At 38.0% G+C, this 17479-nt stretch carries 19 protein-coding genes; all 19 read left to right on the top strand.

The window, feature by feature from the left end:
* The first annotated feature begins 322 nt into the window (after window positions 1-322).
* The 19 genes from J2T03_RS10485 (at window position 323) to J2T03_RS10400 (ending at window position 17443) form a co-directional block, all read left to right on the top strand.
* The gene (locus J2T03_RS10485) at window positions 323-898 is read left to right on the top strand and encodes a TetR/AcrR family transcriptional regulator (protein ID WP_306840336.1); all 576 of its coding nucleotides are present in this window, start codon (window positions 323-325) and stop codon (window positions 896-898) included.
* Between the two features lie 121 nt (window positions 899-1019).
* Window positions 1020-2336: a phenylacetate--CoA ligase family protein gene (locus tag J2T03_RS10480; protein ID WP_306840335.1), complete on the top strand. Its 1317-nt coding sequence runs from the start codon at window positions 1020-1022 to the stop codon at window positions 2334-2336.
* Complete coding sequence (locus tag J2T03_RS10475) at window positions 2336-3421, top strand: 2Fe-2S iron-sulfur cluster-binding protein (RefSeq protein ID WP_306840334.1); 1086 nt, start codon at window positions 2336-2338, stop codon at window positions 3419-3421. The genes J2T03_RS10480 and J2T03_RS10475 overlap by 1 nt, the downstream gene beginning before the upstream one ends.
* A gap of 83 nt (window positions 3422-3504) precedes the next feature.
* A complete protein-coding gene (paaA, locus tag J2T03_RS10470) occupies window positions 3505-4443 on the top strand; it encodes a 1,2-phenylacetyl-CoA epoxidase subunit PaaA (protein WP_307211147.1) in 939 nt (312 codons plus the stop codon).
* Window positions 4444-4557: 114 nt separating this feature from the next.
* The gene (gene paaB, locus J2T03_RS10465; RefSeq protein WP_306840332.1) at window positions 4558-4839 is read left to right on the top strand and encodes a 1,2-phenylacetyl-CoA epoxidase subunit PaaB; all 282 of its coding nucleotides are present in this window, start codon (window positions 4558-4560) and stop codon (window positions 4837-4839) included.
* 90 nt (window positions 4840-4929) lie between these two features.
* Window positions 4930-5679, top strand: a complete 750-nt coding sequence (gene paaC / locus J2T03_RS10460) for a 1,2-phenylacetyl-CoA epoxidase subunit PaaC (RefSeq protein WP_307211146.1) — start codon at window positions 4930-4932, stop codon at window positions 5677-5679.
* An 85-nt stretch (window positions 5680-5764) separates the two neighbouring features.
* Window positions 5765-6229 carry a 1,2-phenylacetyl-CoA epoxidase subunit PaaD gene (paaD, locus tag J2T03_RS10455; protein WP_307211144.1) on the top strand — a complete coding sequence of 155 codons (465 nt, stop codon included), beginning with the start codon at window positions 5765-5767 and terminating at the stop codon, window positions 6227-6229.
* Window positions 6230-6433: 204 nt separating this feature from the next.
* Window positions 6434-7234, top strand: coding sequence for an enoyl-CoA hydratase/isomerase family protein (locus J2T03_RS10450; protein WP_306840329.1), 801 nt, complete (start codon window positions 6434-6436; stop codon window positions 7232-7234).
* Between the two features lie 128 nt (window positions 7235-7362).
* Window positions 7363-8493 (top strand): 3-hydroxyacyl-CoA dehydrogenase NAD-binding domain-containing protein, encoded by a 1131-nt coding sequence (locus J2T03_RS10445; RefSeq protein ID WP_307211143.1) that lies wholly within the window; start codon window positions 7363-7365, stop codon window positions 8491-8493.
* A 103-nt stretch (window positions 8494-8596) separates the two neighbouring features.
* Window positions 8597-9010: a PaaI family thioesterase gene (locus tag J2T03_RS10440; protein ID WP_307211142.1), complete on the top strand. Its 414-nt coding sequence runs from the start codon at window positions 8597-8599 to the stop codon at window positions 9008-9010.
* Window positions 9011-9100: 90 nt separating this feature from the next.
* Window positions 9101-9328 (top strand): four helix bundle protein, encoded by a 228-nt coding sequence (locus J2T03_RS10435; RefSeq protein WP_307211140.1) that lies wholly within the window; start codon window positions 9101-9103, stop codon window positions 9326-9328.
* 110 nt (window positions 9329-9438) lie between these two features.
* Window positions 9439-10644 (top strand): 3-oxoadipyl-CoA thiolase, encoded by a 1206-nt coding sequence (gene pcaF, locus J2T03_RS10430; RefSeq protein WP_307211138.1) that lies wholly within the window; start codon window positions 9439-9441, stop codon window positions 10642-10644.
* Window positions 10645-10768: 124 nt separating this feature from the next.
* On the top strand, window positions 10769-11362 hold the full coding sequence (locus J2T03_RS10425) for an acyltransferase (RefSeq protein WP_307211136.1): 594 nt from the start codon (window positions 10769-10771) through the stop codon (window positions 11360-11362).
* Between the two features lie 45 nt (window positions 11363-11407).
* Complete coding sequence (locus tag J2T03_RS10420; RefSeq protein WP_307211135.1) at window positions 11408-12238, top strand: alpha/beta hydrolase; 831 nt, start codon at window positions 11408-11410, stop codon at window positions 12236-12238.
* 18 nt (window positions 12239-12256) lie between these two features.
* The gene (locus J2T03_RS10415; protein ID WP_307211133.1) at window positions 12257-13579 is read left to right on the top strand and encodes a DUF6624 domain-containing protein; all 1323 of its coding nucleotides are present in this window, start codon (window positions 12257-12259) and stop codon (window positions 13577-13579) included.
* Entirely contained in the window at window positions 13579-13845 is a 267-nt protein-coding gene (locus J2T03_RS10410) for a hypothetical protein (RefSeq protein WP_307211131.1), read from the top strand. The genes J2T03_RS10415 and J2T03_RS10410 overlap by 1 nt, the downstream gene beginning before the upstream one ends.
* 26 nt (window positions 13846-13871) lie before the next feature.
* Window positions 13872-16367: a phenylacetic acid degradation bifunctional protein PaaZ gene (gene paaZ / locus J2T03_RS10405; RefSeq protein ID WP_307211129.1), complete on the top strand. Its 2496-nt coding sequence runs from the start codon at window positions 13872-13874 to the stop codon at window positions 16365-16367.
* Window positions 16368-16562: 195 nt separating this feature from the next.
* A complete protein-coding gene (locus J2T03_RS20560; RefSeq protein ID WP_444861419.1) occupies window positions 16563-16730 on the top strand; it encodes a bacteriocin-like protein in 168 nt (55 codons plus the stop codon).
* Between the two features lie 176 nt (window positions 16731-16906).
* Window positions 16907-17443 carry an SMI1/KNR4 family protein gene (locus J2T03_RS10400; RefSeq protein WP_306840319.1) on the top strand — a complete coding sequence of 179 codons (537 nt, stop codon included), beginning with the start codon at window positions 16907-16909 and terminating at the stop codon, window positions 17441-17443.
* Window positions 17444-17479: the final 36 nt, after the last annotated feature.

Raw genomic sequence — 17479 nt, 5'->3', positions numbered from 1 at the left:
ATTTACAAAAAATATGGACAAAATTTCCGGATTATCTATTTTTAACGTTAAATTAACTTGACAAAATTTCCGATTCCTTTAAGTTTGCTTTGATATAATGGAAAAACCGTCAGGTTCCGGAAAAAATGGAAATGGAAAGGAGGAGGAATTTTAGTATTTAAAGGCTTTTTTTATAAACTTAACCTGAAATTCCCCTCCGTTGGAAGGGTAGCAAATCTCAGATGTGGTGGAGTTGTTAAAAAAAACTCCCGCTTCTGTGTTTAAAATCATAGTGTTAAATTAACGTATTAATCTCAGAATAATTACTTTTGCATTTTACCAGATGGAGCTTAAAGAAAAACAAAAGAAAATTTTAGACGTAGCAGTAGAGCTTTTCAAAGAGAAAGGATATATGGGCAGCTCGGTGAGAGACCTGGCTACAAAGCTTAATATAAAAGCAGCGTCACTCTATGCTCATATCCGTTCAAAAGAAGAAATTCTTGAATGGATATGCTTTGGCATTGCACAGGAATTTTTTGATGAACTCCAGGAAGTAAAAAATACAGATATTGCCCCGAAAGATAAACTCAATTTATTTTTGGATAAACATTTATCCGTCGTTCTTCAAAACCGGGATGTTACCCATATCTATTCCAATGAGTGGAGACACCTTCAAGAAAGGCTTCCCGAATTTGTAGAGTTGAGGAAAAAATATCAGGAAGAAGTAGAGCAGTTAATCTCTGAAATTTACAAAGCAGAAAACTGGGAGCTGAAATCACCGACTTTTACGACAAGATTCATTCTGCACACACTCAATAATTCTTATTTCTGGTTCAAAAGAAATACGGAATCTACTTCTGAAATTACCGATGAAATAAGAGCTAAGCTTCTGTATGGGCTACTAGGTAATCAGAAATAATATTTTTACTTAAAGGAACTGATTATTTAGAATCATTCAAAATGTGACAAAAATCATAAAAATTTGGCCAGCAGAGAAATTATTTTTAAATTTACACCTAACAAATGTTAGTTAGTAGGATATGGATTTTTCAGTTGAATATGTAAAGCTTGACCAGTTGAGACAGCTTCAGTCTGACCGGTTGACAGATTTGGTCGGCTATCTTGGAGAGAGATCAGAATTTTATAGAGGGAAATTTAATGAATCAGGAATATCTCCACAGGATATAAGATCGATTGAAGATATCACGAAACTTCCTATAACTTATAAACAGGATTTAAGGGACAATTACCCGTTCGGACTTTTTACTGTTCCCAAAAATGAGCTGCAGAGAATTCACTGTTCCAGCGGAACTACGGGGAAACCTACAGTAGTGGGTTACACGAAAGAAGATGTGGACCTTTTCAGTGAAGTAGTCGCCAGATCATTATATGCAGCGGGTGCAAGACCGGGAATGCAATTACACAATGCTTACGGGTACGGAATTTTTACCGGTGGATTAGGACTTCATTACGGAGCAGAAAAATTAGGAATGAGTGTTCTTCCGATTTCGGGAGGAATGACAGCCAGACAGGTTGATCTGATTATCGATTTTAAACCAGAAGTAATTTGTTGCTCACCGTCTTATGCATTGACTATTGCTGATGAATTTGCCAACAGAGGAATTACGGCAGATCAGATTAGTTTGAAATATGCTGTTTTAGGTTCAGAGCCATGGACGGAAATTATCAGAAGTCATATCGAGGAAAGACTGGGTCTTCATGCAACGAATATCTATGGATTAAGTGAAATCATCGGCCCGGGAGTATCCATGGAAGATTTTGAAGAAAAAGGAGGATCTTACATCTGGGAAGATCATTTTTATCCTGAAATTTTAGATCCGTTGACGAAACAGCCGGTTCCGTTTGGAGAAGAAGGCGTTTTGGTGATTACCACTTTAACGAAAAAAGCAATGCCGCTTTTACGTTACTGGACGAATGATATCACAAGTTTGTATTATGATGAGAATGCGAAAAGAACCATGGTGAAAATGAGACCCATCAAAGGAAGAGCAGACGATATGCTGATCGTAAGAGGCGTGAATGTGTATCCAAGCCAGATCGAAGAAGCATTTTCACACGTAAAAGGAGTGGTTCCGAACTATTATCTTACCCCAATTGAAAAAGAGCAGATGTGCGTAGCACTGGATATTGATGTGGAAATTGATAATGAACTGGTAAAAGCTCAGAAAATATATGCTGATACTGATGATTATTTTAATTTTGTCGGCAGCTTTGGAAAAAACATAGAAAACGAAATAAAAAAGAGGGTAGGAATTACCACAAAAGTAAAGATTCATGCCCAGGACAGCCTGCCAAAGTGCGAAGGTGGAAAAATTAATAGAATACTAAAAAAATAATGAATTCATTTTATAAACTTAAAACGGTAAAGGTTCAGAAAGATACTCCTGATGCGGTAAACGTAGCAGTAGAAGTTCCTGAAGAGCTGAAGGATAAATTCAGGTTCAAGCAGGGGCAGTATCTTAATTTCCGTATGATGATCAACGGGAATGAAGAAAGACGTTCTTATTCTATCTGCAACGCTCCAAGCGAAAAAAGCAATACACTGGAAGTGCTGGTAAAGCTTTTGGATGGCGGAAAGGTTTCAGGATATTTCAATGAGCATCTTCATATGGATGAAGTGTTGGAAGTAATGCCTCCAATGGGTGGTTTCAATACTTCTTATCATCCTACCAATGTGAAAACCTATGTAGGTTTAGCGGCAGGAAGCGGTATCAGTCCTGTTTTATCCAATATTAAGGAAAGCCTTTATCAGGAACCAAACAGCTGTGCCTATCTTTTCTACAGCAACAAAAGCATGAATCATGTAATGAAAAGAGCTGAGATTGATAAACTGGTAGAGCGTTTCAATGGAAGACTGAAGGTGATCTATCTGGTAAGCCGTGAAAAACATGAAGACCCTGTATTCGAAGGACGAATCTCTGCTGAGAAATTAGAGCAGTTATTTGAAAGATATACAGATATTGATGTAAAAGAATCCACTTATTTCATCTGCGGACCTGCCGAAATGATCAAAGGGATTTCCGATTATTTGAAGAAAGATAAAAAAGTACCGGCCATTCAGGTTTTATTCGAATACTTCACTGCTCCTGATGATGAAAATTCTGAGGAAATGAGTGATGAATTCAAGGCTATTGCCAATATAGAAAGTATGGTCACGGTAATCATTGATGATGATGAATATTCGTTCCATCTTAATTCTAAAAAAGAGAGTATCTTAGATAAAGCATTGAAAGACAATCTTCCGGTACCTTTTGCATGTAAAGGCGGAGTTTGTTGTACGTGTAAAGCGCAGGTTCTGGAAGGAGAAGTTTTCATGGAGAAGAATTTCGCGCTTACCGAAGATGAAGTAGCCAGAGGCTATGTTCTGACGTGTCAATGTCACCCGACAACGAATGTGGTGATGCTTAATTATGATGTGTAAAAATTAATGTACCAATGTAATAATTTACCAGTGTAACAATCATTAGTACATTATTAAACAGATACATTGCTAAATTGAAAATTATGGACTTAGAAAAATTTGTTCAATACGTTCACGAAGAAAATAAAGTAGAGCCAAAAGATGTAATGCCCGATGATTACAGAAAACTATTGGTTCGTCAGATTTCACAGCATGCCCATTCCGAGATTGTCGGAATGCTGCCGGAAGCCAACTGGATCTCAAGAGCGCCTTCATTGAGGCGAAAAATGGCTCTTTTAGCTAAAGTTCAGGATGAAGCAGGTCACGGTTTATACCTTTATTCTGCAACTGAAACTTTAGGAAACGGAACCATCAGAGCGGACAGAGATGCCACTTACGAAGATATGCTGGAAGGTAAGGCGAAATACTCAAGTATTTTCAACTACCCTACATTGAGCTGGGCTGATATCGGTGCGATCGGTTGGCTGGTAGATGGTGCAGCCATTATGAATCAGGTGATGCTGATGGGGAATTCTTACGGCCCTTATTCAAGAGCGATGGTGAAAATCTGTAAAGAAGAGTCTTTTCACCAAAGACAGGGTTACGAGATTCTGATGGCACTTTGCCGCGGAACTAAACAACAGAAAGAAATGGCTCAGGCTTCGTTAAACCGTTTCTGGTGGCCGGCTTTAATGATGTTTGGTCCGAATGACGACAGCTCGCCTAACTCTAAAATCTCTATGAATTACAGAGTAAAAAGAGAAAGTAACGACAGTCTTCGTCAGAGATTTATCGACGTTACTGTTTCTCAGGCTGAATTTTTAGGATTAACCGTCCCGGATAAAGCCCTGAAATGGAATGAAGAAAGACAGCATTATGATTTCGGAGAGCTTCCATGGGATGAATTCATGGAAATCTTAAAAGGAAACGGACCTTGCAACAAGAAGCGTATCGAAACCAAAAGAAAAGCTCAAAGAGAGAATTCTTGGGTAAAAGAAGCGGCAATAGCTTTTGCAGAGAAACAACAAAAAGAAGTAATATAATAATGTAACAATATACCAATGTAAAAATGTAACAATCATTGTTATGCTGAGCTTGTCGAAGCATCTCATTGGTAAACTGTTATATTGACACATTGTTAAATTTATAATTTGACTATGGCAAATTTAGATATGTGGGAAGTGTTTATTCAGACTAAACCGGGATTATCTCACAAACACGCGGGAGTAGTACAGGCACCCACAGCAGAAATGGCTTTGCAGAACGCAAGAGACGTGTACACCAGAAGAAAAGAAGGAACATCTGTTTGGGTAGTTCCAAGTAAATATATTGTGACTTCAGAAGGAGTAGACAAGGAAGCTTTCTTTGATCCGGCAGATGACAAATTATACCGTCATCCAACGTTCTACGATATTCCTAATGATGTAAAAAATATGTAATTAATATAGACTTCAAGATGCTAGATATCAGACACCAGACTTACTGTCTCATCTGAAATCTAATGTCTGAAATCTGAAATCTATAAAACAATGAATTCATTATATAATTATTTATTAAAGTTTGCTGATGACAGCTTCATTATGGGACAAAGACTGTCTGCATGGTGCGGTGAAGGTCCTTATCTGGAGGAAGATATTGCATTGACAAATATTGCTTTAGACGAACTTGGCCAGGCCAATAACTTTTATGTGTATGCATCAAGAGTTATTGATAACGGTAAAAGCGAAGATGATTTGGCCTTCTTAAGATACGAGCACGAATATGTAAACGCACATTGGGTTGAACTTCCTAATGAAGACTACGCGCAGACGATTCTTAAAGTATATGTTTTCTCAGTGTATCAGAAACTGATGTATGAGGCATTGACAAATTCTGCAGATGAAGAACTTTCTGCATTGGCTCAGAAATCATTAAAAGAAGTGAGATATCATTACACTCATGCTTCTTCCTGGATGAAAATCTTTGCTCAGGGGACAGAAGAAAGCCGTGAACGCTTGATAAAAGCCATTGAAAATATCTGGGAATACACAAAAGGTTTATTTGCAAAAGTGGAAGGAGAAGATGATCTGATTGCTTTAAATATCGCTCCGGATGGAGACGAACTATATAAAGACTTTGTAGCCATCACCGAAAAAGATTTTGCAGAATATGGATTGGAATATCCTGCAAATCCGTTCATGCAGCCTAAATCAAGAACAGGTTATCATACAGAATACTTCGGATTTATCCTTTGTGAGCTTCAGTATATGCAGAGAGCTTATCCGGGGTGTACGTGGTAAATATTTGAATGTAACAATGTAGCAGTTTACCAATGTAACAATTAATTGCTAGACTGTTAGATTGATAAATTGGTGCATTTTTAAAATGAAAGATCCTTTAAAAATATTAGAATTAGTTCCCGATCCCGAAATTCCGGTGATCAATGTCGTGGAATTAGGTATTGTAAGAGAGGCAAAAATTACGGGTGAGAATACCTGCGAAGTAACCATTACCCCTACTTATTCTGCCTGTCCTGCCATGTTCACGATTGAGGAAGATATCATGAAGATCATGAAGGAAAACGGCTGGGATGCCAAAGTGGTAACCAAAATGTTTCCGATATGGACAACAGACTGGTTAACGGATGAAGCGAGAGAAAAACTTAGAGCATATGGAATCACACCTCCCGAAAAAGGAGCAGACGAACATCACATCGGGAAACCGAAAAAATGTCCCCGTTGTGGTTCTATGAATTCAAAACAGATCAGCAGATTCGGATCTACATTGTGTAAGGCTTCTTATCAATGCTTAGACTGTCTGGAACCGTTTGATTATTTTAAATGCCACTAATTAATGTACCAATGAATTAATGTAGCAGTTTACCAATGTAAGAAGAATTGTCACATTGGTAAACTGCTACATTGCTAGATTTATTTGCAGCATTGTTAAACTGTTAGATTGTTACATTTGATCGATTGCCACATTATTTTATATTGTTAAATTAGAGCAGTGTAATTTTTCAAATTCTTTAATCATTTAATTTAAATTTAAACCATGTATACACAACTTGATATTGAAACGCATTTTGACGGAAAACTGAAAATTGCTTACCTCAATCAGCCTGAAACGATGAACGCACTTACAAAGCCGTCTTTATCAGATCTTAAAGATTTCGTTAAAGAATGCAGCGAAGACCCAACAGTAAGGTGTGTGGCGATTTCAGGAAGAGGAAGAGCTTTCTGCTCCGGTCAGAATCTGGATGATGCCTTCGTACAGGGCAACGAACACCACGATAACGATATCATCAGAAAAATTGTAGTGGATTACTACAATCCTCTGGTTACAGAGATCACGCGTTGTAAAAAACCTGTTGTTGCATTGGTAAATGGTCCTGCAGTAGGAGCAGGTGCTATGCTGGCCCTGATCTGTGATTTTGTTTTAGCAGTAGATAAATCCTATTTCGCTCAGGCATTTTCAAATATCGGACTGATTCCTGACACGGGAGGAACATATTTCTTGCCAAAATTATTAGGAAGGCAGTTAGCCAATTATTTAGCCTTTACAGGCAAAAGATTATCAGCTGAAGAATCTAAAGCTTATGGTTTGGTAGCTGAGGTTTTCACTGAAGAAGAATTTGCTCCGAAATCTATGGAGATCCTCGAGAAAATGTCAAATATGCCGACTGCTGCAATTAAATTAACTAAAAAAGCCTTTGCCCAGTCTTACAACAACACGTTAAAAGAGCAACTTGAGCTTGAAGGCGATTTACAACAGGAAGCTGCCCAGACAGAAGACTTCATTGAAGGTGTAAATGCCTTTTTACAGAAAAGAAAACCTGATTATAAAGGGAAATAGATTCGTATTAATGTATTCATGTAAAAAGTATTCATGATTTTAATGCAAATCTATATTTAAAGAGAATTGTATTTTATTCTGTTGCTTTTACATGAATACTTTTTACATAATACATTGTACAAATAAAAATGAATATAGGAATTATTGGAGCAGGAACCATGGGTGTAGGAATTGCTCAGGTAGCTGCAACAGCGGGATGCAAAGTCATTTTATTCGATGCCAATGCTCCGCAGATTGATAAGGCATTATCAGGCTTAGAGAAAACACTTCAGAAATTAGTGGATAAAACTAAAATTTCTCAGGAAAAAGCCACAGAAATCAGAAATAATATCGTTAAAGGTGAAGCTTTACAGGATCTGAAAGATTCCGATCTGGTAATTGAAGCCATCATCGAAAACAAAGACATAAAGACCAAAGTATTTACCGAGCTGGAAACTTATGTTTCCGAAGACTGTATTATCGGTTCCAACACATCATCCATTTCCATCACCTCTCTCGGTGCAGAATTAAAGAAACCTGAGCGTTTCATCGGAATTCACTTTTTCAACCCGGCGCCATTGATGCCTTTGGTTGAGGTGATTCCTTCTTTATTAACAGAAAAATCATTACCGGAAAAAATCTATAACCTCATGAAAGAATGGGGGAAAACTCCTGTGATTGCTAAAGATATTCCCGGATTTATCGTCAACAGAATCGCCCGCCCTTACTATGGCGAAGGATTAAGGATTGTTGAAGAAAACATAGCAACACCGGAACAGGTAGACGAAGCCATGAGAACACTTGGAAACTTTAAAATGGGACCTTTCGAACTGATGGATTTAATCGGTGTTGATGTGAATTTTGCAGTAACAACAACTGTTTACAAAGATTATTTCTACGACCCGAAGTACAAACCTTCTCTGCTTCAGCAAAGAATGGCCGAGGCCAAGCTTCACGGCAGAAAAACAGGAAAAGGGTTCTATGACTATGCAGAAGGTGCAGAAAAACTGGTTGCTCAAAAAGATGATGCATTGTATCAGCAAATATTTTTAAGAATTATTTCAATGCTGATCAATGAAGCGATAGAAGCCAAAAGATTAGGAATTGCCAACGATGAAGATATCGAGCTGGCGATGCAGAAAGGAGTCAATTATCCAAAAGGATTATTGGCATGGGGAAAAGAAATCGGCTATTCAAAAATATCCGAAACCCTGCAAAATCTTTATGAAGAATATCAGGAAGAAAGATACAGACAGAGCCCTTTATTGAGGAAAATGTAACAATATATAAATCTAACAATGTAACAATCCTTGAACATTCTGGGATTACTGAAAAATTTCTATTGGTAAACTGTTACATTGATACACTGTTAAATTAAAAGAAATGACGCCGAGACAAGTTGCAGATTATATGTTTGATCAGGATTGTTTTTCCCAGTGGATGAATATCAGAATGATCGAAGTCAAAGAAAACTATTGCTTAATAGAAATGCCCATCAAAAAAGAGATGATCAATGGGTTGAAAACCGTTCATGGAGGCGTTACGTTTGCTTTTGCAGATTCTGCACTGGCATTTTCATCGAACAGCACAGGAGATGCGGCCGTCGCCCTGAATTGCATCATCAATTTTACCAAAGCCGGAAAAGAAGGTGATGTTTTCAGAGCAGAAAGCATTCTGGTGAATGATACCAGAAAAACAGCTGTTTACGATATAAAGATCACGAATCAAAACAATGAACTGATCGCAAAATTTGTCGGAACCGTTTACAAAATTGGAAAAAAAGTAACTGAGCTGTAGGCTCAATGTAACAATGTATCAGTATAGCAATTTAACAATGATGAAATAAAATATTTTTAAACACAAATGATAAATTTCGAGAATAATCCATTGATTCAGAAAACGGTTCAGTTTTCCTTAGATATTATTGAATATTGTGAATTGTTAGAAGAAAAAAGGAAATTTGTTATTGCTAAACAATTATTACGTTGTGGAACAAGCATTGGAGCCAATGCATTTGAAGCGCAAAACCCTCACAGTAAAAATGATTTTATCAATAAGATAAAAATTTCAGCCAAAGAATTGGAAGAAACCAAAATTAGGAAAAATTATTTATAAAATATTAAGTACAAGTTTAAATAAAAACAAACCTTGATTAATCTGACAATATACCAGTTTACCAATAATTGTTACACTGCTACATTATTAGATTGTTAAATTAAAACATTATGAACAACGTATACATCATAGATTACGTAAGAACCCCAATCTCAAAACTACAGGGCGGACTATCAGAAGTAAGAGCTGATGATCTGGCGGCAGTGGTTATTAAAGAAGTTATTGCAAGAAACCCTGAAGTTCCCGTAGAAGAAATTGAAGACGTTATTTTCGGATGTGCTAACCAGGCCGGAGAAGATAATCGTAACGTAGCCAGAATGGCCCTTTTATTGGCTGGGCTGCCTTATAAAATCGGAGGTGAAACGGTAAACAGGCTCTGTGCTTCGGGAATGTCGGCGGTAGCTAATGCTTTCCGTTCCATTGCTGCAGGTGAAGGTGAAATTTATATTGCAGGTGGGGTAGAGCACATGACGCGTTCACCTTATGTAATGTCTAAGCCAGGGACTGCTTTCGGAAGAGACAGCCAGATGTTTGATACCACTTTCGGATGGCGCTTTGTCAACCCAAAAATGAAAGAACTGTACGGGGTAGACGGAATGGGAGAAACAGCTGAAAACTTGGCGGATATGCACAATATCAGCAGAGAAGATCAGGATAAATTTGCCCTATGGTCTCAGCAGAAAGCGACAAAAGCTCAGGAAAACGGAAGACTGGCAGAAGAAATTGTAAAAGTTGAAATTCAACAGAAAAAAGGAGAGCCTAAAATTTTTGATCAGGATGAATTCATCAAACCGACATCTTCTATGGAAGGGTTAGGAAAACTTCGTCCGGCTTTCAGAAAAGAAGGAACCGTAACTGCAGGAAATGCCTCAGGAATGAATGACGGAGCAGCAGCTCTTATACTGGCAAGCGAAGAAGCCGTAAAAAAATATGGTTTAAAACCAAAAGCTAAGATCTTGGGATCTGCCGTAGCAGGTGTAGAGCCTAGGATTATGGGGATAGGACCTGTAGAAGCCACTCAGAAATTATTAAAAAGATTAAACCTTTCTCTGGACGATATGGACATCATTGAACTGAACGAAGCATTTGCAGCACAGGCTTTAGCCGTGACCAGAAGCTTAGGTTTAAAAGATGATGATTCCAGAGTGAATCCAAACGGAGGAGCCATTGCCATTGGTCATCCGCTTGGAGTTTCTGGGGCGAGAATCATTGGTTCTGCTGCCATGGAACTTCAGAAGCAAGATAAAAAATATGCTTTGTGTACTCTTTGTATCGGTGTCGGACAGGGCTATGCAATGGTCATTGAAAAAGTATAACTTTTTTCAATGTAACAATATAGTAATGTATCAGTGTAACAATTCCTCCTTCTGAGTCTGTCGAAGCATTTCAATTGGTAAACTGTTAGATTGATACATTGTTAAATTAAAATAATTAAACATTATGAACATCTACTCATACCACGGTATCCGTCCCATCATAAAACCCTCTGCCTATATCCATCCGCAGGCGGTGATTATCGGAAATGTGGAAATCGGTGAAGAAGTATATATCGGACCCAATGCCGTGATCCGCGGCGACTGGGGAAAAATTATCATTAAAGACGGAGCCAATGTTCAGGAAAACTGTACACTTCACGTTTTCCCAAATATTGAAACCATTCTTGAGGAATCTGCTCATATCGGACATGGAGCGATTATCCATTCCGGACATATCGGTAAAAACTGTCTTGTAGGCATGAATTCCGTTGTAATGGATAAAGCGGTTATCGGTGATGAATGCATCATTGGGGCTTTGGCTTTTGTTCCGGCTAATTTCAGGTGCGAGCCTAGGAAATTAATCGTAGGAAGTCCCGCCAAGATCATTCGTGATGTTTCCGATGAAATGATCCATTGGAAAACGGAAGGAACCAAGCTTTACCAACAATTGGCAAGAGAAGGAAAAGAAGCTATTCTTCCATGTGAACCGTTCTCAGAATATGTGGATCAAACCGCTACCAAAACTGTTGATTACAGCATTTGGGCGGATTTAAAATAAAACCATCAAAGCTTATAAGGTTTGATGATACAAACGAAAACGAATATGATCAAAAGAATTCTCATTGTCTGTACTATGCTGTTTGCTTTTCAATTCATGGTTTTAGCCCAGAATGAGAAAGTAAAACCCTTGACTATTGGAGAGGTCAGAACATTTAAATCTAATATCTTAAATGAAGACAGAACCTTAAACATTTATCTGCCAAACAGCTTTGATAAAACAAAATCATATCCGGTTATCTATCTTCTGGATGGTTCTATAAATGAAGACTTTATCCACGTTTCTGGACTAGTACAGTTCTTTAATCAAATGTATGCAATGCCTGAAACTATTGTAGTAGGAATCGCCAACATCGACAGAAAAAGGGACTTTACTTTTCATACAGATCTGAAAGATTTACAGCAGGATTATCCTACAACAGGGCATTCAGATAAGTTCATTGATTTTCTGGATAAAGAACTATTCCCTTACATAGGAAGCCAGTATAAAACAACAGAAAAATATGTATTCGGACAGTCACTGGGTGGGCTTCTTGCTACAGAAATCCTTTTCAAAAAGCCGGAAATGTTTAATAATTATTTTATCATCAGTCCGAGTTTGTGGTGGGATGACCAGAGCTTATTGAAACAGGCTCCGCAATTGCTTTCCAAAAGTCCGGATACTAAGAAATTTGTTTACGTTTCTGTAGGAAAAGACGAACATCCGGTGATGGTAAAAGACGCAGGGTCTCTTTATGATGTATTGAAGCAGGCAGGTAAAAAGAACTGGACAGTGGAATATAAAATGATGGAAACAGACAATCATGCAACGATTCTTCACAGAAGTTTGTATGAAGGGCTGGTAAAATTATTCCCGTATAAAGAGCCCAAAAAGTAAATCATCAAAACACTAACCATGAGATATTTATTTTTAGTTATTTTCTTTTCAGTTCTGATGAATGCTCAGAAAAATCAGGATAAAAAAATTAATGTAAAGCTTAAAAATGAATTGGCCACGATTCAAAAAGATGATCAAGTCTATCGTGAACTGATGCAGCCGGATGCTTCACAGGGGCAAAAGGAAAAGGTCATGAAAGAAAAAAATCTTACTAAGGAAGATATTACGGCTAGATTATGGTCATTAATGGATGAGCAGGATAAGATCAATATTGAAAAAGTTGAAAAAATTATTGCAGAATACGGGTATCCCGGGAAATCTCTGGTAGGAGAACCGGAAAATGAAACCGCATGGTATGTTATTCAGCATTCTCCAAAAATCAATCAATATATGCCGGTAATTAAAACGGCAGCTGATCATAAAGAAATTCCGTTCAGATTGTATGCCATGATGCTGGACAGACAATTAATGAATGATCAGAAAGAGCAGATCTATGGAACTCAGGGGTTTTCCGCTTATGACGGAGAGAAAGAGAGTGAGCCCATTATCTGGCCGATTAAAGATGTTGAAAATGTAAATAAACGTAGAAAAGAAGCCGGTTTTGATAATACGGTGGAAAATTATGCCAAACGTCTTTACGGAAAGAATTTTGTTTTTAAAAATTATACTTTGGATGAAGTTTTGAAATTTGGAACAGGTCAGAAAACTGAAGAAAAATCACTCAATATCGAACTCAAAAAAGAGCTTGCACAGATCTATAATGACGACCAAATTTACAGGGAGTTGATGCAGCCCAATATTAAGCCCGAAAGAAAGGCGGAAATCATAAAAGAGAAAAATCTGTCCCAGGAAGATGTTGGCAGCGGACTTATCAAATTGATGAACGATCAGGATCAGAAAAACCTTGCTAAAGTTGAGAAGATCATTGAAAAATACGGGTATCCCGGAAAATCTATGGTGGGCGAGCCTGAGAATAATGCCGTATGGTATGTCATCCAGCATTCCCCTAAAATTGAAAAATATCTCCCTCTGGTCAAAAAAGCATCCGATAAAAAAGAAATTCCGTACAGACTCTATGCTATGATGCTGGACAGAAAGCTGATGTACGAAAACAAAGAACAGATTTATGGAACGCAGATCCGTTCTATTTTTACAACAAAAGACGGAAAAACGGAAACCCTGTCATTTGTATGGCCGATAAAAGATCCGGATCAGGTCAATGAACTGAGAAAGAATTCCGGATTTGGAAAAACTATCGAGGATTACGCTAAAGATATGACAGGTATTGAATATAAAAAATATACATTGAAAGAAGCGCTTGAGCTTCAAAAAAAGAAATAATGGATCTTCTGAAGAAATATTGGATTTTCCTTTTAATTGCTCTTATTGGAGCCAATTATGTGGGGTTCTATCTATTATGGGAATCAGTAGGCATTTCTGATGCATTGGAACATGTAGAATCAGAGGCTGTGATCAGAGAATTAAAGCAGAAAGACTTTCTCTACACTCTGTTTGTAGATGCAGTCATGATTCTGGATTTTTCCCTTATTCTGTTCTTGCTGTTTATGGGAGGAAGTAAAATAGTGCAACTCGTTATTAAAAAATAAAAGTCAGGTAAAAAGTTATAAATAATATGGAAAAACTGAAAAATTACATCTACGGAGAATGGGTAGAAGGTACCGGAAACGGAGTGCCTTTATACAATGCCGTTACAGGCGAGCAGGTCGCTGTTTCAGATACGGAAGGGCTTAATTTTGAGCAGGCTCTTGACTACGGAAGAACAGTAGGCTACAAAAACCTTTCTTCCATGACATTCTATGACAGAGGGGAGATGCTGAAAAAAGTGGCTCTTTACCTTTTGGAAAGAAAGAAAAAATATTACGAATTATCATATAAAACCGGAGCTACCCACGCAGATTCATGGGTAGATATAGAAGGAGGTTTCGGGACTTTCTTTACCTATTCCGGATTAGCAAAAAGAATGCTTCCGAACACTCCGTTCTGGGTAGATGGTGAAACTCAGAAAATTTCAGCTAACGGAACCTTTCTGGGAACCCACATTTTGACACCAAGTGAAGGGATTTCTATACAGATCAATGCTTATAACTTTCCGGTTTGGGGAATGTTGGAGAAATTGTCAACATCATTATTGGCCGGTGTTCCTTCCATTGTAAAGCCATCCCCTTACGGTTCCTATCTGACAAACGCGGTTTTCCAGGATATGATAGAAAGTGGTGTCCTCCCTGAAGGTGCACTTCAGTTGGTTTGCGGTGAGCCGGGAAATATCCTGGATTATGTTCAGGATGGAGACTCTGTACTGTTCACTGGTTCTGCCCATACAGGAAGAAAACTGAAATCTATGCCTTCCATCGCTGGAAATGCAGTACGTTTCAATATGGAAGCAGATTCTCTGAACTGTTCAATTTTAGGTCTGGATGCAAAACCGGGAACTCCGGAATTTGATCTTTTCATCAAGGAAGTACGCAATGAAATGACTACCAAAGCCGGTCAGAAATGTACTGCAATCAGAAGAATCATTGTACCTGAGCACCTCATCGGAGATGTGCAGAATGCTTTATCTAAAGCTTTAGACCAAACCAAGATCGGAAACCCGTTAAGCAGAGAAACCAGAATGGGATCACTGGTAGGAAAACAGCAGTACGATGAGGTGGTGAGAAAAGTAAATATTTTAAAATCGGAAACAGAACTGGTTTACGATGGAAGACATGAACTTGTAGATGCAAATTATGATAACGGAGCATTTATGAGTCCGAAACTGTTCTTAAACGATAAACCTTTCGAGAAAAACATCTCTCACGATGTAGAAGCGTTCGGACCGGTTTCTACGTTAATGCCTTACAAAGATGCGGAAGAAGCAGCTGCTCTTGCTAAAAGAGGAAAAGGAAGCCTAGTAGGATCTATTATTTCCCACGACGAAACCTTTATTGCAGAAACTTCATGGAAAATGGCTTCCCAGCACGGTAGAATTTTTGTTCTGAACAGAGATAATGCCAAAGAAAGTACAGGTCACGGTTCACCGTTGCCTACACTGATGCACGGTGGTCCCGGTAGAGCAGGAGGAGGTGAGGAAATGGGCGGACTGAACGGCCTTCATTTCTTCCTTCAGAAAACAGCGATCCAGGGTTCTCCTGATGTATTGAAGGCGATTACAAAAGTATATCAGCAGGGTGCAGAGAAAAAATTCTCAGATAAGCATCCATTCCAGAAATATTTCGAAGAAGTTGAAGTAGGAGATTCATTGGAAACGGCAGGAAGAACGGTTACTGATGCAGATATCGTTAATTTTTCCAATGTTTCGTGGGATCATTTCTATGCACATACCGATGCCACAAGCTTAACCGGAACTATTTTTGATAAAACAGTGGCCCACGGATATTTCATCCTTTCTGCGGCGGCAGGATTATTCGTTTCAGGGAAAAAAGGACCTGTTATCGCAAACTACGGTTTGGAAAACTGCTCATTCTTTAAACCTGTTTACGCAGGAGATACCATCACGGTTTATTTAACAGCAAAAGAAAAAATAAACAGAGGCGTAAAAGGAAGAAATATTCCTTCCGGCGTTGTAAAATGGTTGGTAGAAGTGGTTAACCAGAGAGATGAGATCGTTTGTGTAGCGACTATCTTAACATTGGTGGCAAAGCAGTCTCCTTTCATTGATTTAAATGTGAAAAATGTTCAGAAGATATTAGGTGGATTAACAGAGACTACACCGATAAACTGGGGCAAAATGTCTCCTCAGCAAATGATCGAACATCTGGAACACGGAATTCTTGTAAGCTTAGGCGAACCGGAAGCCGACAAATGTTTCACACCGGAAGAACAGTTGGAAAAATGGCAGGATTCCCTTTATAACCACAGAAAAATGCCGAAAGATTTCCCTGCACCATTCCTGGCTGAAGATGAGACCTTACTGGAATTAAAGCATAAAAATCTGGATGCCGCGAAACAGTCATTCCTGGACAACTTACAGAGATTTATAGTTTATTACAGAGAAAATCCGCACGCAGAACATATGAACTATGTATTCGGAAAACTAAATAAAGAAATGTGGGAGCTGATACACAAAAAGCATTTTACGCACCACTTTGAACAGTTTGGATTGGTTTAATGTAATTAATATAACAGGTAGCAATTTAACAATAAATTGCTACTTTTTTTACTGCTTGAGGGAATTTCTCAAGACTTAATTAAGATATAATAGTCTGGAAAATTGAATAGTTATATAAAAGTTTATATTAAAATTAGTAACTTTAATAGGCGAAATCCGAAAAGCATATAGAGTAGGAAAAAAGATTAAAAACTAATGACTATGGAAAATTTAAAAAAACTTTCAAGAAATGAATTGAGATCTGTTAAAGGTGCCGGTCCAAATTGGGCTTGTTTGCCTAATTCTTGCCCCCCGGGAAGTTGTTGTCTCCCTGGAAGGTGGCCGGATATTGCAAGAGCATGTTATATATGTGCTGATTCTTAAAATAAAATATAAATTGATAGTCCCTTTTGGTTTTTACTGAAAGGGATTTTTTTATATGGCTTGTCTGGGTTTTAAATCTGGATAAAGATGAAAAATCTTAGCCGAAGAAACTTTTTTGTTAAAAATGATAATTACTTTTACAGTACAATCAAAATCTTACTTATTTAAAACAAAATATGGAACTACAATTTTTCAAAGACTTTGACTTTACGAATTTCTGGAACGAAAGCAGCTATTCCGTAAGAGATTATATAGAGCCTTTTCCGGATGATGAGCTTATTGCTTCCGTAGAAGAAGAGTTAGGCTATAAACTTCCTGCTTCTTATATTGAACTGATGAGACTGCAAAACGGTGGATTAGTTGAGAAATCCTGTTTTCCTGCATCAGAAGAGAATTCCTGGGCGGATGATCATATCGCTATTACTGGAATTATGGGAATCGGAAGAGAGAAAACCTATTCCATCTGTGGAGAACTTGGAAGTCAGTTTATGATTGAAGAATGGGGGTATCCCGCTATAGGTGTTTATATCTGCGACTGTCCGTCGGCAGGCCATGATATGGTTATGCTGGATTATTCCAATTGCGGAAAAGATGGAGAGCCTGAAGTGGTTCACATTGATCAGGAAGATGATTATAAAAAGATATTTCTGGCCAAAGACTTTGAAACTTTCATAAAAGGGTTGAAAAGCGAAGATGAATTTGACGGTGAATAAATAAACAGGTACTTTTAAACTTTAAATCAGATCACA

The organism is Chryseobacterium lathyri (assembly GCF_030812195.1).
Taxonomy (GTDB): domain Bacteria; phylum Bacteroidota; class Bacteroidia; order Flavobacteriales; family Weeksellaceae; genus Chryseobacterium; species Chryseobacterium lathyri_A.
This window is presented reverse-complemented; position numbering and strand designations above follow the sequence as displayed.